This window comes from Streptococcus sp. SI1, from assembly GCF_030439945.1.
In the GTDB taxonomy this organism is placed as follows: Bacteria; Bacillota; Bacilli; order Lactobacillales; family Streptococcaceae; genus Streptococcus; species Streptococcus intermedius.
Genome location: NZ_JAQFJE010000002.1, coordinates 13,446 through 32,686, shown reverse-complemented (window position 1 = coordinate 32,686; position 19,241 = coordinate 13,446). Strand labels below are relative to the sequence as shown.

21 protein-coding genes, 1 tRNA gene and 2 pseudogenes are annotated in these 19,241 nt (G+C 37.8%); 1 reads left to right on the top strand and 23 read right to left on the bottom strand.

Features of this window, described 5'->3' with window-relative positions; translation table 11 throughout:
* Positions 1-158: 158 nt before the first annotated feature.
* The 18 genes and pseudogenes from smpB to PCY10_RS02300 form a co-directional block, all read right to left on the bottom strand.
* On the bottom strand, positions 159-626 hold the full coding sequence (smpB, locus tag PCY10_RS02385; protein WP_021002680.1) for an SsrA-binding protein SmpB: 468 nt from the start codon (positions 624-626) through the stop codon (positions 159-161).
* Positions 589-2,928 carry a ribonuclease R gene (gene rnr, locus PCY10_RS02380; protein WP_112384704.1) on the bottom strand — a complete coding sequence of 780 codons (2,340 nt, stop codon included), beginning with the start codon at positions 2,926-2,928 and terminating at the stop codon, positions 589-591. Before rnr ends, smpB begins: the two co-directional genes overlap by 38 nt.
* A 90-nt stretch (positions 2,929-3,018) precedes the next feature.
* On the bottom strand, positions 3,019-3,252 hold the full coding sequence (gene secG, locus PCY10_RS02375) for a preprotein translocase subunit SecG (protein ID WP_003024744.1): 234 nt from the start codon (positions 3,250-3,252) through the stop codon (positions 3,019-3,021).
* 39 nt (positions 3,253-3,291) lie between these two features.
* Entirely contained in the window at positions 3,292-3,441 is a 150-nt protein-coding gene (gene rpmG / locus PCY10_RS02370; protein WP_003034401.1) for a 50S ribosomal protein L33, read from the bottom strand.
* On the bottom strand, positions 3,425-4,642 hold the full coding sequence (locus tag PCY10_RS02365; protein WP_277592649.1) for a multidrug efflux MFS transporter: 1,218 nt from the start codon (positions 4,640-4,642) through the stop codon (positions 3,425-3,427). The genes rpmG and PCY10_RS02365 overlap by 17 nt, the downstream gene beginning before the upstream one ends.
* Positions 4,643-4,646: 4 nt before the next feature.
* On the bottom strand, positions 4,647-5,240 hold the full coding sequence (gene coaE / locus PCY10_RS02360) for a dephospho-CoA kinase (protein ID WP_021002677.1): 594 nt from the start codon (positions 5,238-5,240) through the stop codon (positions 4,647-4,649).
* A gap of 3 nt (positions 5,241-5,243) precedes the next feature.
* A complete protein-coding gene (gene mutM, locus PCY10_RS02355) occupies positions 5,244-6,068 on the bottom strand; it encodes a DNA-formamidopyrimidine glycosylase (RefSeq protein ID WP_021002676.1) in 825 nt (274 codons plus the stop codon).
* Positions 6,069-6,204: 136 nt separating this feature from the next.
* Positions 6,205-6,645, bottom strand: a complete 441-nt coding sequence (locus PCY10_RS02350) for a hypothetical protein (RefSeq protein WP_041787420.1) — start codon at positions 6,643-6,645, stop codon at positions 6,205-6,207.
* Between the two features lie 43 nt (positions 6,646-6,688).
* Complete coding sequence (locus PCY10_RS02345) at positions 6,689-7,165, bottom strand: NUDIX hydrolase (protein ID WP_021002675.1); 477 nt, start codon at positions 7,163-7,165, stop codon at positions 6,689-6,691.
* 60 nt (positions 7,166-7,225) lie between these two features.
* On the bottom strand, positions 7,226-7,600 hold the full coding sequence (locus tag PCY10_RS02340; protein WP_041787418.1) for a ComEC/Rec2 family competence protein: 375 nt from the start codon (positions 7,598-7,600) through the stop codon (positions 7,226-7,228).
* 48 nt (positions 7,601-7,648) lie between these two features.
* Positions 7,649-8,548: a GTPase Era gene (gene era / locus PCY10_RS02335; protein WP_021002674.1), complete on the bottom strand. Its 900-nt coding sequence runs from the start codon at positions 8,546-8,548 to the stop codon at positions 7,649-7,651.
* Between the two features lie 59 nt (positions 8,549-8,607).
* Positions 8,608-9,012 carry a diacylglycerol kinase family protein gene (locus tag PCY10_RS02330; RefSeq protein ID WP_003072570.1) on the bottom strand — a complete coding sequence of 135 codons (405 nt, stop codon included), beginning with the start codon at positions 9,010-9,012 and terminating at the stop codon, positions 8,608-8,610.
* Positions 8,993-9,490: an rRNA maturation RNase YbeY gene (gene ybeY, locus PCY10_RS02325; protein ID WP_021002673.1), complete on the bottom strand. Its 498-nt coding sequence runs from the start codon at positions 9,488-9,490 to the stop codon at positions 8,993-8,995. Before ybeY ends, PCY10_RS02330 begins: the two co-directional genes overlap by 20 nt.
* Before the next feature lie 118 nt (positions 9,491-9,608).
* Entirely contained in the window at positions 9,609-11,345 is a 1,737-nt protein-coding gene (locus tag PCY10_RS02320) for an ABC transporter ATP-binding protein (protein ID WP_021002672.1), read from the bottom strand.
* Entirely contained in the window at positions 11,342-13,072 is a 1,731-nt protein-coding gene (locus PCY10_RS02315; protein WP_021002671.1) for an ABC transporter ATP-binding protein, read from the bottom strand. Before PCY10_RS02315 ends, PCY10_RS02320 begins: the two co-directional genes overlap by 4 nt.
* Positions 13,073-13,357: 285 nt before the next feature.
* Positions 13,358-14,082 (bottom strand): annotated as a pseudogene (locus PCY10_RS02310) (FAD-binding protein); the annotation flags it as partial.
* Positions 14,083-14,114: 32 nt separating this feature from the next.
* A tRNA-Thr gene (locus tag PCY10_RS02305) sits at positions 14,115-14,187 on the bottom strand.
* A gap of 136 nt (positions 14,188-14,323) precedes the next feature.
* A pseudogene (locus tag PCY10_RS02300) lies at positions 14,324-14,889 on the bottom strand (GNAT family N-acetyltransferase).
* A 130-nt stretch (positions 14,890-15,019) separates the two neighbouring features.
* Between PCY10_RS02300 and ald the strand changes: the two are divergent.
* Positions 15,020-16,132, top strand: coding sequence for an alanine dehydrogenase (gene ald / locus PCY10_RS02295; RefSeq protein ID WP_020999336.1), 1,113 nt, complete (start codon positions 15,020-15,022; stop codon positions 16,130-16,132).
* 216 nt (positions 16,133-16,348) lie between these two features.
* Here the strand turns inward: ald and PCY10_RS02290 are convergent, their stop codons facing one another.
* From PCY10_RS02290 to PCY10_RS02270, 5 genes are all read right to left on the bottom strand, one after another.
* The gene (locus PCY10_RS02290; RefSeq protein ID WP_020997753.1) at positions 16,349-16,669 is read right to left on the bottom strand and encodes a TfoX/Sxy family protein; all 321 of its coding nucleotides are present in this window, start codon (positions 16,667-16,669) and stop codon (positions 16,349-16,351) included.
* Between the two features lie 2 nt (positions 16,670-16,671).
* The gene (locus PCY10_RS02285) at positions 16,672-17,172 is read right to left on the bottom strand and encodes a GNAT family N-acetyltransferase (RefSeq protein ID WP_021002670.1); all 501 of its coding nucleotides are present in this window, start codon (positions 17,170-17,172) and stop codon (positions 16,672-16,674) included.
* A 12-nt stretch (positions 17,173-17,184) separates the two neighbouring features.
* Complete coding sequence (locus PCY10_RS02280) at positions 17,185-17,424, bottom strand: DUF3781 domain-containing protein (RefSeq protein WP_021002669.1); 240 nt, start codon at positions 17,422-17,424, stop codon at positions 17,185-17,187.
* Positions 17,402-18,472 carry a PhoH family protein gene (locus PCY10_RS02275; protein ID WP_021002668.1) on the bottom strand — a complete coding sequence of 357 codons (1,071 nt, stop codon included), beginning with the start codon at positions 18,470-18,472 and terminating at the stop codon, positions 17,402-17,404. Before PCY10_RS02275 ends, PCY10_RS02280 begins: the two co-directional genes overlap by 23 nt.
* Positions 18,473-18,547: 75 nt before the next feature.
* A complete protein-coding gene (locus PCY10_RS02270) occupies positions 18,548-18,763 on the bottom strand; it encodes a YozE family protein (RefSeq protein ID WP_003072551.1) in 216 nt (71 codons plus the stop codon).
* Between the last annotated feature and the right edge of the window lie 478 nt (positions 18,764-19,241).

The following is a 19,241-nucleotide window of genomic DNA, read 5'->3' as shown; positions in this document are numbered from 1 at the left end:
TAAACTGAATGAAAATTTACTTTATCTGTTTATTCGTAAAATAAATAAAAAAGCTGAAAAATTTTTTCAGCTTTTGCAATATTAGAAAAAGAATTTTGATAAGGATTAACCAATGAAACACTCCACCCTATTAAAAAATGAGAGTAATATAATGGATATTATCGTATATTATAAGCCTTCATTGTCCGAGCAATATCTCTACTTTGCTCACGACGTTTAATAGATTCGCGCTTATCATAGTCATGTTTCCCTTTAGCCAATCCTAAAAGCAACTTAGCATAACCATCCTTAAGATAAACTTTGAGAGGAACTAAAGTCATCCCAGTTCCTTTGGTTTCCTGCTCTAATTTTTTAATTTGCTTTTTATGCAACAGCAATTTTCTCCTACGTTCAGGATCTTGATTCCAAATATTTCCTTCTTCATAAGGAGCTATGTGGACATTACTGAGCCAGACTTCTCCATTTTTGATTTGAGCAAAGCCATCTTTTAGGTTAATTCGTGCAGCTCGCACGCTTTTAATTTCAGTTCCAGTTAAAACCATGCCCACTTCAATCGTATCAACAATAGTATAGTCGTGACGTGCTTTCTTATTTTGAGCGACGACCTTTCCCTCTCCTTTTGCCATTCTTACTTCCTTTCTTAGTCACCTCTTTATAAAATGGTTTCTTCCCTTTGCCTTTCTTTGATTTCTTATCCCTAGAAATGATTCCTTTTGAAGGTTTGCTCTTTCGCTCTCCGTCACCACGATAAGACTGTTGACGTCTGTCTTGCTTGAACTTGGAGTGTTTTTTCTTTTCAATTACATCATATTCACTAGGTAGGTATTCAAAGTCAATCTCACCAGTCGCCTTATCCGATCGAACTAACTTAATGCGAATTCGTTGGCCGATTCGAAAAACAACACCGGATTTTTCACCCTGCAAAGTTAGATTACGTTCATTGTAGCGGAAAAATTCTGGCAAGTTGGCTACATGAATCAAACCTTCGACTGTATTTGAAAGTTCGACGAATAGACCGAATTTGACTACACTCGACACAATACCATCAAATTCTTCTCCCACAAACTCTTCCATAAACTCAGCCTTTTTCATAGCTTCTACTTCTCGCTCCGCTTCAATCGCTCGCCGTTCCCTGCTGGAAGACTGACTGGCAATATCTGGAATGACTTGCTCAAAATGCTCTGCTATTTCCTTAGAACGCCCGTAATCGCGCACCATACGGTGAACTAAAAGGTCTGGATAGCGGCGAATTGGACTAGTGAAGTGAGTGTAAAACTCTGCTGCCAAACCATAATGGCCGTGGTTGTATTCTGAGTAACGAGCCTGCTGCATGGAGCGCAAAAGCATCATAGATAGCACTTCTTCATAGGGCTGACCATGTACCGCCTTCATAATATCTTGAAGAGCAGATTGACTTATAGAATTAGCCGTTCCATATACTCGAACTCCAAAGGTAGATGCATAATCAATAAACTTCTGGACTTTCTCAGCCTTAGGTTCTTCGTGAATCCGATAGAGAAAGGGGAGGTTTAATCTGGCAAAATGCTCTGCCACTGTTTCATTTGCGACCAACATAAATGACTCGATCATACGTTCCGCAACTCCGCGCTGGCGTAAAATAATATCTACTGGGCGCCCCGTTTTATTAACTAAGATTTTAGCCTCTTTCGTATCAAAATTAAGGGCTCCTCGCTTGAAACGCATCGTTTCTAAAATAGCATGAAGCTCTGTCATTTGCTCTATACTTGGAACAATTGTTTTAAATGCTGCTCGTTTTTCCTTGTCTCCTGTAATTATATCATTCACATCGCTGTAGGTCATACGAAAAGTAGTCTTAATGACTGTTTGAGTAACAGTATGCTTAACAACTCGCCCTTTTTGATCAATCTCCATGATAGCCGATTGCGTCAGCCGATCTACATTAGGATTGAGTGAACAGATACCGTTGGATAGGCGTTCAGGCAGCATAGGTACTACTCGATCCGTCACATAAACAGATGTTGCTCGATTGAGCGCTTCCTTATCCAATTCAGAACCTTCTTGAACATAGTAAGAAACATCTGCAATATGAACTCCCAGTTCAAAATGTCCATTTGATAGTTTCTTGATATGAACTGCATCGTCCAAATCTTTAGCATCCGCCCCATCAATAGTAAAGGTAATTTCATTACGCAGATCTAAACGACCTTCAAAATCCTTTTTAGAGGGCATATCCGGAATTGCTGATGCTTCTTTCAGAACTCTCTCTGGAAACTCAGACACAATATCCATGGACTCCAAAACTTCCAGAACATCAATACCCGGATCATCCTTGTGACCCACTACATCCAAAATAGTAGCTACAAAAAAGTCATGTTTTTTAGTCGGGTACTTATCAATCTCTACTTTTAAAATCTCTGTCCCATCCAAAACCAAAGCCGGTTTCTTAATATAAATAGGTTGAGATATTTTCTGATTTTTTGACCGAATATAACCAGCATATTTAGGTTTCTCTTCATCCAAAATAAGCTGACCCACTGCTGTTTTTAAACTGTGTTCCAAAACATCGATAATTTTCGCTTCAGCAGATATTCCCCTGCTACGATCTGCAACCTTAGTAATTATAACTTCTACCCTATCACCATCAATCGCATAGTTGACATCATTACGTCCAATAAAAAGATCATCCTCTTCTTCATTTAAGGTTACAAAACCAAAGCCATTTTTATGGGCATGAAAGGTACCTTTCAAGGTAAGCTTTTGCTTTTCTTTACGAATCTGAATTTTCCCAGCATTGCTAAAGGTCAATTGACGTTTTCGCTCCATTTCAGAAATCGTCTGAACTAAATTTCTAAAGTCTTTTGCTTTTTCTTTTCCTAATCTTTGTGCCAGCTCATCCATACTAGCTTCTTTTTTTTCTCTTAAATAACTTAAAATTTCTTCTTTCATTCTTTCCTTTTTCTTATGTTTTCTAAACTTTCAGTTGTCTTTTCTTATCTAATACAGAAAAAATAGGCAAAGACAAAGTCAAAGCCCATTTTATTTACTAGATAAGATTGTCAGCATTAGTGCAATCAACAACCAAAAGAAAACCATCACTCCTGTCAAGCGCTGCATTACTGCTTCAAAACCTCTTGCTTTTGGTCTTTCAAACAAGTCTCCTGCGCTTGCGTCAAATACATTACTTGATTGATTTTTTGTAGGCTGCATAAAAATTGCGATTAAAATAAATACTGATAAAATCAATAAAATGGTTAATAATAAATTATACATATCAAACTCCTTAAAATCTTAACTATTTTATCATAAAACTTATTTTGATTCAAGATGTAAGGTCACTTTTCTTTCTTTTGGGCAATACTTCAGCACTTCAATCCTTTCTGGATGTGTTTTCATATTTTTGCTTGTTAAATAATTCTGACTGCCACAACTTGAACATTGTAAATTAATCTTTACCCGCACTGACTTCTCTCACTCCTAAATATTTTCTAAAACTAAACAATAAAAAGAAAAAGTTCAACAAAGCTAGGCCTGCCGTGCTATAAAAAACCCAATGATAACCCAAATGAACTGAAATAGTCGATCCCATTAATGGTCCAATAACACCACCGATATAAAAGAAGGTTTGATTGTAACTGAAAATCCGTGAAATACCTTCTTTAGGTGTGATTTTATTCAGTAAAGAACTTACTCCCGGCAAAAGGGCTCCTGTACCCAATCCAAATAAAAAACGATAAATTCCTAGCTCAAGTGGTGTTCCAGCTCTAGCACAAAAAATATAAATAACAAAACTATACAAGAGAGCCAGCAAGAGCAAACGGTGGTTCCCTATTTTATCCCCTAATTTTCCTAACCAACTAGAAGAAAATATACTTGAGACCCCCATTGCTGAAACAATTGCACCAGATACTAACAATAGATTTTCCTTTTGCCCTAAAGAACGGATATAAAGTGTCAAAATGGGGGAAATAGACTGCCCAATCATCTGAATCACCATGCTAGTAATGAATAAACCAAAAAGAATTGCTTTTTGAGGAATTCGTTGAAATAGCTGCTTGGTTGAAACTTCTTTTTCCTTAGGGACGGGATGAAAGTCTTCTTTTACCCCGAAAATGGTCCACACAGTAACAAGAGACAAGAAAAATCCCACCAAAAGAAAAACATTTCTCATCCCTAAACTTTGTGCAATTACGCCTCCCAAAAGAGGTCCCATCAGAGTTCCCGCCACTACACCTGTTGACAATGTTCCCAAAGCATATCCAGAATGTTTTTTGGGTGCTTGGCTAGCTATTAAAGCAGTACTATTAGGTACATAACCAGAAAACACACCATTTAACAGTCTCAAAACAATGAGCCAAAATACATTCGGCACAAAAGCCAAGCCTCCCATCGTAAAAGTCATTGCAAAAGCTGCCCGAATCATCATTGGTTTACGACCATACCTATCAGCTAAACTCCCCCAGACAGGTGATAAAAGTGCGGCTGTCAAAGCTGTACTCGAAACCGCTAAACCTGAATAAAATTCAACCATAGAGCCTCTGACTCCCAGTTCTTCCACATACAAGGACATAAATGGAACAACTAATGACATACTAGCTCCTACAAAAAAGTTTCCCAGCCAAGCAATCCATAGATTCCGTTTCCAATTTTCTTGATTCTTAATAACATCATCTTCTTTCTTTGTCTAAAAATGCCTGCACCTGCTTTAAAGTAGCCGAAAGCGCACCATTATTGTCAATCACAATCTCAGCTCTTTGTCTTTTTTCTGCCAAAGAAAGCTGAGCTGCTATGCGTCGTTGAGCCTCTTCTTGACTAAGATTATTTCGAGTCATCAAACGTTCTAATTGAGTATCTTTGCTCACATCTACTAGCCAAACTTGATCAAACCAATCTTCATACTCCTGCTCAAATAAGAGTGGGATATCCATAAAGAAAAGCTCTTCTGTGGCTGCCAATTGATTACGTTTTAAAGCTAATTCTTCTCGAATAATATCATTTTGTAAGCGACTGGACTTCTCTAGTAAATTGGGACGACTAAAGAGAAGAGCTCCTAGCTTTTTTCGATCCAATTGACCGTCTGCCAATAAAATTTCTGTTCCAAATTCTGACAACAGAACTTGATAAAGTTGACCTCCCGGTTTCTGCAATTCATGAACTACCTGATCCGCATCAATCACTTGATAACCTTGAGAGCGCAGGAAGTCTGTTACAACTGATTTTCCAGAGGCAATTCCGCCTGTAATTCCAATTATTTTTGCCATGTCCTACCTCATTTTTTGACAATGTGGACAAAGGTGAGTTCCGCGACCAGCTAGTTTGATTTTTTCAATTTCATGACCACATCTAGTGCAAGATTGCCCTGTTTTTCCATAGACTTGCAAGAAATCTTGCATTGTGCCATCTTCTCCCAAAGCATTGCGATAAGTGCGAATGGTCGAGCCTCCCTTTTCAATAGCCAGTTGCAGAATACGGATGGTTTCATCATGAATTCGTTTGATTTCTGATTTTTTCAGTTGATTGGCTAGCCGTTCTGGATCGACTTTTGCTGCCCAGAGCACTTCGTCCACATAAATATTGCCAAGTCCAGCCACTAAATGCTGATCCAAAAGTAGTGTTTTGATGGCCTTGTGTGATTTGGTCAATCCTTCTTCAAAAGGTTTTAGCTTAAAGTCTTTGCCATTTGGCTCAGGACCAATTTTTTTCTGAACAAAATAAGCTTCAACCTGACTTTTAGGCAATAATTCAAAGGTGCCAAATTTGCGGACATCCTGATAGACCAAGGTTGACCCATCATCCAGACCAAAGAAAAGATGAAAATGCTTATTGTCTGGTACCTCATCTTTAAAAAGCAAATACTTTCCTTCCATGCGCAGATGAGAAATAATGGTCTGCCTGTTGAAATTTAAAAGAAGATATTTGCCACGACGGCCAATACTTTCAAAGGTTTGTCCTAAAATGTTCAGCTGAAAATCTTCTACACCCGTTTTGACCATTTTGGGCACACAAACCTCTACCGATACAATTTTTTTGCCAACAATCAAATGCTCTAAGCCACGCCTGACTGTTTCAACCTCTGGTAATTCTGGCATACTTAAATCCTAAACCATTAAGTGACTTGCAGATAATATGATAACAGTAAATAAACTTAGCTAACAATATCTCTTTTACAATGTCTCAGACAAGTTCAATAAAAACTCAGATGGCTTTTCCTTTCTATATATTTAATTACTCCAGTTGTCGCCGCTGTTTATACGTCATCAAACAATACACCGCAGACATCGTTGCTACAACGAGAAAACTAATAAATGTCACTATGATAAAATAAGACATCTCCCTAGATAACGTTTCATAATGAGGTGCCTCATCTACCATACGTTTCAAAGGAAAGTTTTCCAATGATACTAGTAAACTAGGAACAACTGATAAACTGAAAAAGTAATTTAACAAAATAGACCACCATCTTTTTGCTTTAAACATGTAAAAACCAATAGCTGGTAAAATAGTAAAAAGTAGTGGCAAACCGAAAGTGAATAAGCTAAAAAAGATGATCCATTCTATGCTAATCCACGCAATGAAGCAATATATATCCAACATACAGGTGATAGTATACAACAAACCAAATGTACTAAATAATAAACGACTACGATCTTCTTTTCTTAAATTCAAAAGTAACTCCTATAAAAGAAACTGAACTATGGGCATTCAACACTCAATGCCCCATAGCAAAGTTATTTGTAAAGTATTCCTCTAACATCAGGCGATGTTTACGACTAACAGATTCGAGTTTCGTTATCTCGTCTCCAGAAAAGAAACGAAGGCGCAAGGTTTCTTTGTTGTGAAAATCAGAAATATCAAAGTCATTTAGCGCCTTAAATTCATAAATCATGACAACCGTCTGCACCTTGTCACCATTAGGATAGACTTCCTCAAAATTGCTATAAACATTGAGAAAACGTGTTGCTTGTACTTTAATTCCCGTTTCTTCAAAAAACTCACGCTTAGCGGTATCAAGCGTGGATTCCCCAAGCTCCATTGCACCACCAGGAATGGCCCAAGTTTTCTTATCCCTACGTAATTGCAAGAGTACGCGTCCATCCTTATCCGTCAAAATGCCCCCAGCAAAAGTCAGAATAATCTTGTCATGCCCAACTTTTGATCGGATATAGGAAATGTAATCTTGAGTCATGTTTAATACTCCCTCTCTTTCCACCCAAAAGCCACCAACTCTATTTTCTGATTGCTTTGTCTATTTCTTATTATTCATTTCTTCTATAATATGAGCATAATGGACTTTCATAGCTTTCCTTAATTGCTGGCTAAACATCCCAAACATAAAATAATAAGCCAGACCAAGACACAATAAAGCGAATATTGGCAACAAAAATAATTGTACTATGAGGAAAATTAAATTTGCTCTACCACTAAATATCGCCAGCAACGGCATTAGGGCAAGAATAACTACTAATGTCATGCCAGCTGTCTTGAATCCCTTGTGCCGTTGCTCTTTCAATTCTAAGTACTGATGGTAGATAGACCTTACTTCATCCTCTGTATAACGATTACAAAGCAAGTCGTCCTTTATTTCCTTATCTAAAGTAGTAAACCAAATTGAATAAACCATTTTCTTCTCCCTCTCTTACGTTAGATTCTCTGTCCCTAAAAGCCGTCCTCAATACTCCTTCTCATTATAGCCAAAGTCTGCCAAATCCAATTTCTTATCCCGCCAGTTTTTCTTGACTTTAACCCAAGTTTCGAGATAGACTTTGTCGCCTAGCATGATTTCAATATCACGGCGTGCCATTTTACCAATTTTCTTGAGCATAGCCCCTTGCTTACCAATGATAATACCCTTTTGACTATCACGCTCCACCATGATAGTGGCACGAATATGTACCTTGTCCGTCTCCTTATCGCGTTTCATAGATTCGATAACTACCGCCACTGAATGCGGTACTTCTTGCTCTGTTAATTTCAAAATTTTCTCTCGAATCATCTCAGAAACCAAAAAGCGTTCCGGATGGTCAGTAATTTGATCCTCTGGAAAATATTGAAAGCCTTCTTCCAAGTTTTCTGTCAGTAATTCCATCAGCCGAGATACATTATTGCCTTGCAGGGCAGAAATGGGCACAATTTCCTTAAATTCCATTTGTGTCCGAAAATCATCAATCTGCTCCAGCAGCTGGTCTGGGTGTACTTTGTCAATTTTATTGATAACGAGAATGACAGGAATTTTTGCTGCTTTGAGACGTTCCATAATCATATCATCACCCTTACCACGCTTTTCATCGGCAGGAACCATAAACAGGACTGTCTCTACCTCCCGTAACGTTGAATAAGCAGATTCTACCATAAAATCGCCGAGCGCTGTTTTAGGCTTATGAATTCCCGGCGTATCAATAAAGACAATTTGCTCCGTGTCTGTCGTATAAATCCCCATAATCTTGTTACGAGTTGTCTGAGCCTTATCACTCATAATAGCAATTTTCTGCCCCATGACATAATTTAAAAAAGTTGACTTCCCGACATTAGGGCGTCCTAAAATGGCTACAAAACCAGATTTAAAAGTCATTATTTCACCTCTATTCAATGAACAGTAGAAAATCGGCGTTTCCCCCGATTTCCAAATCTTTAAAACATTAAATTCCAAATTTTAGGAATAAAAATAATTAATCCTGTCACAACTGCAAATCCAGAAACTACTAGAACTGCACCAGCTGCCATATCCTTGGCATTTTTAGCCAGCATGGAAAAGTGATAATCACTAGCTAAATCTACCACATTTTCAATCGCCGAATTAACAATCTCAAAAGCAATGACCAAAAAGATGCTCAGAAAAAGGAAAAGCCACTCTATCGCAGTTACCTGAAAAAGTAATCCTGCAAAGACCACCACAATTGCTGAAATAGCATGACTACGCATATTACGTTCTTCTTTAATTGCAGTAAAAATTCCTGTTAGAGCAAATTCTAAACTCGAAATCACGTCGCGATTTTTCCATTTGCGTTTGTTTGTATTATTGTCTTGTAAGTCCATAAGCAGTCAAAATTTCTTCCTGTAAGCCAAACATCTCCGCCTCTTCTTCTGGCGTATAGTGATCATATCCATTGATATGCAGAAAACCATGTACTGCAAGAAAACCCATTTCCCGCTCAAAACTGTGACCATATTCTTCTGCTTGTTCATGCGCCTTATCTATGGAAATAAAAAGTTCTCCGATATAAGAATCAAAATCCTCTAACATTTCCGCCAACTCAGGATTTTCTAATAAGTCCTCCTCATCAATGGCAATGTCCAACTCAGGCTTGTACTCCAAACTAATAACATCTGTCGGACGATCCGTATCTCGATATTCTAAATTCAGCTCATGACTACGCTCATTTGTGACAAACGTTACAGCCATTTCCTTATTTTCTTTCCCAATCTTCTTCGCAGCAAACTGCAAAATTTCCTGCGTTTGCTTTATCATTTTTTCCGAAACTTGATTTGTTTCATCTATGATTTCAATATACATCATGCACCCACTTTATTAGTATCATTTTCATTATATCATATTTCAGATAGGGATGGCTGATTTATAAATCATTTACTATTTAGTTCTGCTCTTTATTGCGCATTTTTTCTTTCAAAACTTATACTTGTTGCTGGAGACGGCTCATTTGAGCATAGATCCCATTTTGTTTTACCAATGTGTCGTGTTGCCCTCGCTCTACAATCTTTCCTTCAGAAATAACCAGGATTTGATCTGCCTCTTGAATGGTTGATAAACGATGAGCAATGATAAAAGTTGTTCTCCCTTCCTTTACAACAGCCATTGCTTTTTGAATCAGTTCTTCGGTTTCTGTATCAATATGAGAAGTTGCTTCATCCAATATTAAAATTTGAGGATTAGCATAGAGAGCTCGAGCAAATGAAATCAGTTGACGTTCACCGCTTGAAAATGCTGCCCCTTTATCCTTTACAGGCTCATCAATTCCTTCTTTACAACGAGCCAGCAAGTCCCCTGCACCGACTTTTTCTAAAGATTCCAAAACTTTTTCACGATTGATGCCTGAATGGCTCATAGCTACATTAGTTGCTAGTGTTCCTGTGAATAGATAAGGATCTTGCAAAACAATCCCCATGTGACTACGAAGACTTTCACGAGAATATTGTTGAATATCTTGTTGATCAACATAGATTTTCCCTTTTTTAGGATCGTAGAAACGATAAAGTAGGTTCATGATAGAAGATTTTCCAGAGCCGGTATGTCCTACCAAAGCAACCGTCTCTCCTTTCTTTGCTTTAAAACTAATATTGTGCAGAACTGTCTTGCCTTTCTCATATGCAAAGCTCACATGTTCAAATGTAACTTGTCCTTTAACAACTGCCAACTGTGATTTTACATCCTCTTCCTGAGGTTGATCTAACAATTCTAAAACTCGTTTTCCTGTTTCCAATGATCGTTGTACATTTGGGAAAAGCCGAACCAGAAAACCCATCATCTCAAATAAATTGATAATATAATTGAGATAGATAAACAGTACACCAGCGGTAATGACATTGCGACCGCCTAAAAATTGCTGGCCAACTATCGTCAAAATGACAGCAAGCACTGTATTTTTTAAAAATTCCGTTAATGGCCAAGACGAAAGAGCACTTACCCATACAATTTGTTTATCAGCTTGGCTCATTTTTCGAGCAGTTGCATTAAATTCTGAAAGAACTGTTTTTTCCTGATGATATAACTGTATCAAGCTGGCTCCATGCATCAATTCATTCACTTGATTATTGATATCACTCCGTGAATCATAAAAGTCTTTCATCGGCTTGTCTGTTAGTTTTTTATAAAATACTTGTATCCCATAAAAAGCAGGAAGCAATAGCAAAAGTACCGAGGCAGCAAGCGGACTAAGGTAAAACAATAGAGCGTAGGTAAAAACAATCCGAAGAACTTGAATCAAAACACTAACCAAACTAGCATAAAATTGTCTTCGTAAGGTTTCCGTATCATTTACAATTCTGGTTGCAATCTTACCTGCCGGTTTATCATCAAAGTAAGAAATCGGCAAATTTTGCATAACCTGATAAGCTTCATTCCTCAGATGTTCTGCTACTTTGTTTCCACAATGCGCTAAAAGGCGATCACCTAAGTAAGTCAGGACGCTCCCCAAAACTACAACAATTATGTATAATCCAGCTAATTGCAAAAGCTGAACCTGACGATCTTTTCCGCTTCCAATCTGTGTAAGCGGTCCGTCTATCATATTTCTCAAACAGAGAGGAGACAGTTGGCTAGTCACCGTTGCTAAAACAGCAATTCCAACCGCAAAAAAGAATGCAGTTCGAACAACTCTTAGTTCTTTTAATAAACGACTAATGATACTCATTTGCTCCCTCCTTTCTGATGTTGCTGCCGCTGATATTGTTCGGCATACCAGCCTCCTTTATTTAGCAACTGGTTCGGCGTCCCTTCTTCAACAATTTGTCCATCTTCTAAGACAAGAACCCAGTCTGCCTGCTGGATAGCTGACAAACGGTGTGTCACAATGATCGTTGTCTGATTAGCTCGCATATTCTGAAGATTTTTGATAATTCGACGCTCTGTTTGAGCGTCAACTGCTGACAAAGAATCATCCAAAATGAGGACTTCTGGTTGTCTAATAAAGGCGCGTGCTAAAGAAATTCTTTGTTTTTGACCGCCAGATATTGACACTCCTCTCTCACCAATAAGAGTTTCCAGTCCGTCTGGCATTCGTTTTAAATCTTCTGAAAATGCTGCTGTTTTAATAGCTTTCTCAATATCGCTTAATGTCGCATTTCTCTTACCAAAGGCAATATTGTCTTTGACAGATTTTGAGAACAAAATATGCTCCTGAGGGACATAGCCAATCATTGCTTCAATCGATGGACGTGAATAGTGACTGGCGGATTTTCCATTTATCTGAAATGTACCTCGTCCAACAGGATATTGCTGAAGAAGCTGACGAACTAAGGTTGTTTTACCAGATCCTGTTTTTCCAACAATACCATACGTCTTTCCGGCTTCAATTTGCCAAGCTATGTTACGCAAGCTAGGTCTTTTTGTTTGTGGATAAGTGAAATGATAATTCTGAAAACGAATAGAGATAAGATGTCTTAACTCCTCTTTGCCACTCATTTTCATATCATCTGTCGTTTCAATCAATTCTGCGACCTTTTTAAAAGACGTTTTCCCTGTTTGATAGACCAAGATAAAGTCCGACAACATCCAAAAAGGTTCAATAAGGCTAATCATATACAATTGAAGAGCGATCACTTGCCCAATTGTTAACTGTCCCATTTTTATAAAAATAGCCCCAATAAGAAGCACAATAATCGTTGATAAAGCGATAAAGACAGAGGAGAGAGGCGCGTAAAGATATTGAATGCTGGCAATTTGATCACCAACCTTAGATAAAGCTTTTGTGCGCAATTGGAACTGTTCTTTCTGACTTGTCTTCTTGCTATAAGCACGCGAAACTCGGACTCCCTCTATTGTTTCCAGCACCTCATCATTCAAAGATGCCACTGCTTCACGATTATTTTCGACTAGTTTATCTTGTTTTTTACCAAGAAAATAAATCCAGATCATCAATGTCATAAGCGGAATCATAGCCAGTAAGCTAATTTCCCATGAGATAAAAAACATGGTCGGAATGACAAAGACAATCATACCTCCAGCATATAAGAGAATTACAATTCCATAACCAGCCATCTCCATCATTCCTTCAACATCTGTTGAAAAACGCGTTAGAATATCACCAGAACGAAATTTTTCATAGAAAGGCATTCTCATAGCTACCAATTTTTCAAAAGCTCTTCTTTGAATGAGAAATTTATAATCAATGGACGATTGAAATATCTTTAAATGCCAATAGTAAGCTGAAAGATAGTTACAAATCGTCACCAGAGCCAACAAACTAACATCTCTAATTAAATTCTGCTGTGTCAAACTATAATGCGAAAGATAATCTACTAAACGCTGAATTACCTGTGTTGGAATCAACATTGTAAAATCATACAATAGTAAAACCAGAGCAATGGACAAATATAACCATTTATGCTCTTTTATATATCCAAATAAACTTTTAATCATCCTAATCCTTTCCTAAACACACAAAAAAGCTCAAGACAGAATAAACCTGTCCTGAGCTTACTTGTTTTTATTTATTTTTTCATCAAAAATAAATTACAGTGCTGTGCTAGAAAGGAGTTCTGTCGTATGATATACCTGAGTACTGTTTTGTTTTACATTATTCATGATACATTCTCCTTTCTACTTTTAATTAGTTAATACTTTAACATTAAAAGAAATGCTTGTCAAGAATATTTACAAAAAATCCTCCCAAAACTGAATGAATTTTCTGCCTTAAAATCAAGATTAACAATTCTTTGTAATAGCAATTTCGGCTGCAATACGTCCAAAAATAAAAATATCAGTAAGGAAATTACCACCCAAACGGTTTCCAACATGCAATCCACCAGCTACTTTCAAGCTGCGTAGAAACTTCGGATAACTTGTCCTTGCTTATTGATAACATACGTTTTCGTATCAATCTTAGGACCGCTCATAGTATGGTGAACGACTGGTTTTCAAGGAGTGGCATAAAATGGTGAATTTTCAACCTTGAGGTCGAAAGCTCTTTTTTCAAATTCAAGATCATAGCCTACATCAACATAAATATTATAAGCTGTGATCGTCTTGGTAAAGAGCTGTGGATCCATTTGTAGCTGTTAAGCCAACTCTTCCAAATTATCTGATCGGTAAATCATTCCATGTGCTACCTGTGCATCAATCTTTTCTTGACTGTATTATAAGCTGTTTCTTTCATATTATCGTCTACAATCAGATAGAAAAAACCACCATTGTCAATTGCTGCCTGAACTCATTTATCCCGACTACCGTACTCATCTACAAAACGTTTTCCTTAAGTATTGACCATGATGAAGTTAGCCGGAGGCGCCTGTAATCGGGTCAGATACCAGCATTATTTGATAGAAGTCCAAACCGACTAGGTCTGTACCAACCGCTTTGACCTAAGATAATACCATCACCTATAATAGCTGGTGAATTTGATGTCTTAATATCGTCACCAATGCAAAAAAGCCCAATAAACTGGACTTTTTCCTGTTATTCATGCTAATTGCCGGGATCGAACCGGCGACCTCATCCTTACCATGGATGCGCTCTGCCAACTGAGCTAAATCAGCAGTACTTATTTACTATATCATGCAGAAAGATTCTTGTCAATAGATTTGAAAAATGTTTTCACCAAATAAAAAAGAAGCTCTTAGCAACCTGCATCACGGAATCATTGCAATTTCTATAGATGACACTTTCACACCTTTATCTCCCAAAATAATCTTCCTTTGTTAGATGATAATGAATCCTCTGAGATATTCGCCCTTCTTCATGTTTATCTAAGGCAGCATAAGAATCTATGTGAGAAAACTTCATACCAGCTTTTTCCATAACCCGTCCTGAAGCTGGATTTTCTACATCATGGAGAGCAACTAACATATTCATAGCTAAACTTTCAAAAGCTATTGAAGTATGGCTTTTAATGCTTCCGTTGCCAAACCTTGATTCCAGTAATCCTTATGAACCACATAGCCAATCGCAGCCTTCTTGAGAACGGGATCCAATTTGTGCAGGTCAATGCTACCAATCAGTTTGCCACTCTCCTTCAGTTCAATTCCCCAATTTCCGAGCGGTCGACCAATAAATAAACGAGCAATAATATTTTTTGTTTCTTCCAAATCTTTATTAGGTAAAAAAGTATAGCGAGTATTCTCTTCATCAGAGGAATATTCAAACATGTCCTCAGCATCATCCAATGTCACAGGTCTCAAAAGTAAGCGCTTTGTTTCTACAACTCGGTTTTCAACTAATTTTAGATAAATACTTTCCATCTTGAATGAACCTCCTTTTTTGTCTCATAGCATACCATAAATACTGAAGCAAATCAATACTTCTGATTTTATCTTGATTTTTAAAACGTTTTCATATACAATTAAAACATCTCAATAAAGGAGGACAACTATGTTAATCGGTATCCCAAAAGAAATTAAAAACAATGAAAATCGTGTTGCTTTAACCCCTGCTGGCGTTCACAGTTTGGTTGGACATGGCCACCAAGTTTTAGTGGAAACTCAAGCTGGACTGGGGTCCGGCTTCATGGATGAAGACTATAAAAAACAAGGGGCTACTATTGTCCCTACAGCTGACGAAGTTTGGAAAGCAGAGTTGGTCGTTAAGGTCAAAGAGCCACTTGTTGCGGAGTACCCATACCTGCGCGAAGATCTCCTGCTCTTCACTTACTTGCACATGGCTGCTGCACCTGAATTAGCTGATGCTATGACGATTAGCAAGACAATAGGAATTGCTTACGAAACCGTTCGTGACCAAGAGGGGAATCTCCCCTTACTTGTGCCCATGAGTGAAGTGGCAGGACGTATGGCTGTACAGATTGGTGCTCACTTTCTAACCAAACAAGAAGGTGGTTCTGGTGTATTACTGGGTGGTGTTCCAGGTGTTCCAAAAGGAAAGGTCACTATCATTGGAGGTGGTGCGGTCGGAACCCATGCCGCTCGAATCGCTCTCGGCTTAGGGGCTCAAGTCACTATTCTAGATATCAGCGCTAAACGCCTATCCGAACTAGAAAATCTTTTTGGTCATCAAATTCAGACCCTTATGTCTAATTCTTTCAATATTGCTGAAAGTGTCAAAGAGGCCGATGTAGTGATTGGAGCAGTGTTAATCCCTGGTGCCAAAGCTCCTAAGCTCGTTACTGATGAAATGGTCAGTAAAATGCGTCCAGGTTCTGTCATCGTTGACGTAGCCGTTGACCAAGGTGGAGTAGTTACAACTGCTGATCGTGTAACTACTCACGATGAACCTGTCTATGAAAAACATGGTGTACTTCACTATGCCGTTGCCAACATACCTGGTGCTGTTGCTCGCACATCAACTCTTGCTTTGACAAATGTAACACTTCCTTACATTGAAGCTTTGGCGGACAAAGGGTTTGAACAAGCTATTGCAAATGATTCGGGACTCCAACAAGGAGTGACTACTTATAAAGGATATATTACTAACCGACCAGTTGCAGAAGGGCTCAATCGCGACTACACTGATATCGCTGATTTAGTATAAGTTTTAAAAATAAAAGGATATGCCAACTTGCTTCGCAGGTCCTATACACCACCTTTTAAGCAGTTTTTTGAACAATCACCTACTTACACTACTCATTTATTATAAAAATAATTTGAGTCTGAGACGCTATTGTCCCAGACTCTTTTTTACTTATCATTTTAAGTCGTATAACTATAAGAAAAGAGCTTTTAAATCCACCTCTTTGCTTCATTCCATTTATTTTTTCTTTTTAGGTTTAGGTAGCGGCAATTGATCATACATGGCTAAAATTAAATCTTCTAGAAACACCTGATTTTCAAGGTCTTCCACTAAAATCATTTCTTTGGCGCCTTCGTATGGAAACTCATACGAGGGTTGGGCAATCTTATCTAAGACTGCTTGAACTGGCTTAACTAAAAAGCGATTATCATAAATACCACCAATAATCTTACCACGGAAGTAAAGAATATACTCTCCCATCATAGAACGGTAAGTCACATCATCTAATCCTGATAATTGTTCCAAAACAAATTCCAAATAGTTTTTACTTGATGCCATTTCTAACCTCTTAAGCTCTGTTCAACGATAACAACTGTATAGAGTTCTTGCTTGACCTCACTTCCAATTGGTTTGAAGCCCTGCTTTTCCCAAAAATACTGAGATTGCGGATTCCCCTTGACATAAGCCAAACGTGCTTTTCGAAAGTTTTTAGCAAAATAGGCTAGCGCTTCTGTCACAATCTGGCTGCCAATACCTTTCCCTTGATAGATCCGATCAACCATAAATAGACCAATAAAAACTGTCTCCTCATCAGGATAGGCATAGACAAAATCCATAACAGCTACAAGGTTAGAGCTATCCCAAAAGCCAACATAAAATTTATCAACCTTAGCCTTACCTTCAGGTAGACGAGCCATGTCTTCTTTTACACTTTCCAAATTTGGCGCTGGTGGACAATGCTGAAAATACAGAGGATTGCTTTCATATAAAGATAAAATACTTGGAATATCCTTTTCTGCTAGTATCCTACAGCTATAATGCCTAGATAGTTGTTCAATCATCTTTTAAAATCCCTACTCTTTGTGTCCTGTAATGATGGTATAGGACGATGTATTGATGGCCAACACAATATAATTATCAGACACATAGAAGTTCTTTTCTTTATGACTAATCTTTGTCTCAGATCTTTGGATAAAACCCTTAGCCCATAAAACTGGATTTTCCTCTCTCAAAAGCAGATTCTTTTGCAGACGGACTTTCCCAAGATCAGTCGTGTGAAACTTGTCCAGACTAGCTAAGAGAATTTCCTTCATTATCTTCTGATTCCTTCTCTTTGATTACCTTATTGACAGTTTCATAACTGGTTAAATTTAAATGTTCTTCTTTAGAAAAATGTCTATGTGTCACTTCAGTAGAATGTTCATAAGCCTTGATAATTTCAGCTACTACAGGATGGCGGACAACATCTTTTACAGATAAATAAACAAAATCAATCTGCTTGATATGTTTCAATTTCTCTGTCGCATCAATGAGACCTGATTTACTATTCTTCGGCAAATCAATCTGGCTAATGTCCCCATTGACAATCATCTTAGAATTAAAACCAAGTCGTGTCAGAAACATCTTCATCTGCATAATAGTCGTATTTTGCGCTTCATCTAAGATGACAAAAGCGTCATCTAATGTTCGTCCACGCATGTAAGCCAAGGGGGCTATCTCTATGATTTCTCGCTCCATAAGGCGCGTTGTTTGATCCTTGCCTAAAATCTGATACAATGCATCGTAAACTGGTCGTAGATAAGGGTCTACTTTTTCTTTTAGATCCCCTGGTAAAAATCCTAGACTCTCACCAGCTTCAACCGCCGGACGAGTCAATATAATCCGTTTGACCTGCCCTCGCTTCAGCGCTGTCACAGCTAAAGTTACAGCAAGAAAGGTCTTACCTGTTCCTGCTGGTCCAATTCCAAAGACAACATCATGGTTCTTAATGCTATCAACATAAATTTTCTGCCCTAAAGTCTTAACTCGAATGGGTTTACCATAAGAATCTTTAATAATCTCTTCTTCGTATAGAGCCACAAACTTATCAATTTCACCATTTTTGACCATTGTAATAGCTGTCACTACATCTGGTGTTCCAATCGTCATTCCACGGTTAACTAAGACTAGCAGAGCCTGAATAACCTGACGGGCTTCTTCACAGGCCATCTCCTCACCAATAATCTGGACAATTTCTGTCCGCGCATGAATCGTCACCCGCAACTCCTGTTCCATTAAACGCAAATGACGTTCATTAGAACCAAAAAGATGAAATGTATCATCTGGATGCTGTAGGATGATTTCTACTGAATGTTCTTGCAAACAAAGAACCTCTTTCTTCACATTATTTACTTTATTATAGCAAAGTAACTCGGAAAATTCTATCTTTTTCCCGAACTAATGTGCTTGATATTCTTCCCAGATCGCATCAAAATCACTAAGATTAAAGGAAAAATCAGCATGTTCTTCTAAATAGCGGCTAATTTCATCAAAATCATCCGTATGCTTAGGAAAAGTTGATTCATGAAAAACTAAATCGGCTAGTATTGCCTTCGGCGCTGTACTTTTGGGATTGCGCTCTGTCATCAACCAAGTATAAAATGATTTTCGCATCTATTTTTCTCCTTTCTTAATTTTTAGCTAATCTAGTGAATATTCTATCAACCTGAATATAGATTACACAATGATTTGTTGTAGAAATTGTATCAAATAGCGTATCTTCTTATTTTCAAAAATTAGTAAAAATAATAAGCCACTAAAAACTGCAAGACTGACCATATTCAATTTATCATCTGGATGACCTTTTATGACGCAAAAAACTGATACTCGTTCTTATCCACATTCAGAAAATAGTTTCTGATAAATTGTGCTACAGCGTTCTTTTTTGTATAAGTATAGAGAAGTAAACATAAGGCGTTTTTTCATATTCCATATCTCACTACAACTGACCTAAAACCCCAATCCAAATAAGACTAAAAATCCTCCCCAGACGAATAATGGCTGTGAGACACTGTGCAAGTACACAAGTAACATGATTTTTGATAATATTCCAAAGAAAAAGGGTACATTTTTAGCATAGGACTATTATATC

Bases quoted from the DNA above. Each gene is read 5' to 3' on its own strand.
- smpB (WP_021002680.1), bottom strand. From the start codon at position 626: ATGGCAAAAGGAGAGGGAAAGGTCGTCGCTCAAAATAAGAAAGCACGT.
- rnr (WP_112384704.1), bottom strand. From the start codon at position 2,928: ATGAAAGAAGAAATTTTAAGTTATTTAAGAGAAAAAAAAGAAGCTAGT.
- secG (WP_003024744.1), bottom strand. From the start codon at position 3,252: ATGTATAATTTATTATTAACCATTTTATTGATTTTATCAGTATTTATT.
- coaE (WP_021002677.1), bottom strand. From the start codon at position 5,240: ATGGCAAAAATAATTGGAATTACAGGCGGAATTGCCTCTGGAAAATCA.
- mutM (WP_021002676.1), bottom strand. From the start codon at position 6,068: ATGCCAGAATTACCAGAGGTTGAAACAGTCAGGCGTGGCTTAGAGCAT.
- PCY10_RS02345 (WP_021002675.1), bottom strand. From the start codon at position 7,165: ATGACTCAAGATTACATTTCCTATATCCGATCAAAAGTTGGGCATGAC.
- PCY10_RS02340 (WP_041787418.1), bottom strand. From the start codon at position 7,600: ATGGTTTATTCAATTTGGTTTACTACTTTAGATAAGGAAATAAAGGAC.
- era (WP_021002674.1), bottom strand. From the start codon at position 8,548: ATGACTTTTAAATCTGGTTTTGTAGCCATTTTAGGACGCCCTAATGTC.
- PCY10_RS02330 (WP_003072570.1), bottom strand. From the start codon at position 9,012: ATGGACTTACAAGACAATAATACAAACAAACGCAAATGGAAAAATCGC.
- ybeY (WP_021002673.1), bottom strand. From the start codon at position 9,490: ATGTATATTGAAATCATAGATGAAACAAATCAAGTTTCGGAAAAAATG.
- PCY10_RS02320 (WP_021002672.1), bottom strand. From the start codon at position 11,345: ATGAGTATCATTAGTCGTTTATTAAAAGAACTAAGAGTTGTTCGAACT.
- PCY10_RS02315 (WP_021002671.1), bottom strand. From the start codon at position 13,072: ATGATTAAAAGTTTATTTGGATATATAAAAGAGCATAAATGGTTATAT.
- ald (WP_020999336.1), top strand. From the start codon at position 15,020: ATGTTAATCGGTATCCCAAAAGAAATTAAAAACAATGAAAATCGTGTT.
- PCY10_RS02290 (WP_020997753.1), bottom strand. From the start codon at position 16,669: ATGGCATCAAGTAAAAACTATTTGGAATTTGTTTTGGAACAATTATCA.
- PCY10_RS02285 (WP_021002670.1), bottom strand. From the start codon at position 17,172: ATGATTGAACAACTATCTAGGCATTATAGCTGTAGGATACTAGCAGAA.
- PCY10_RS02280 (WP_021002669.1), bottom strand. From the start codon at position 17,424: ATGAAGGAAATTCTCTTAGCTAGTCTGGACAAGTTTCACACGACTGAT.
- PCY10_RS02270 (WP_003072551.1), bottom strand. From the start codon at position 18,763: ATGCGAAAATCATTTTATACTTGGTTGATGACAGAGCGCAATCCCAAA.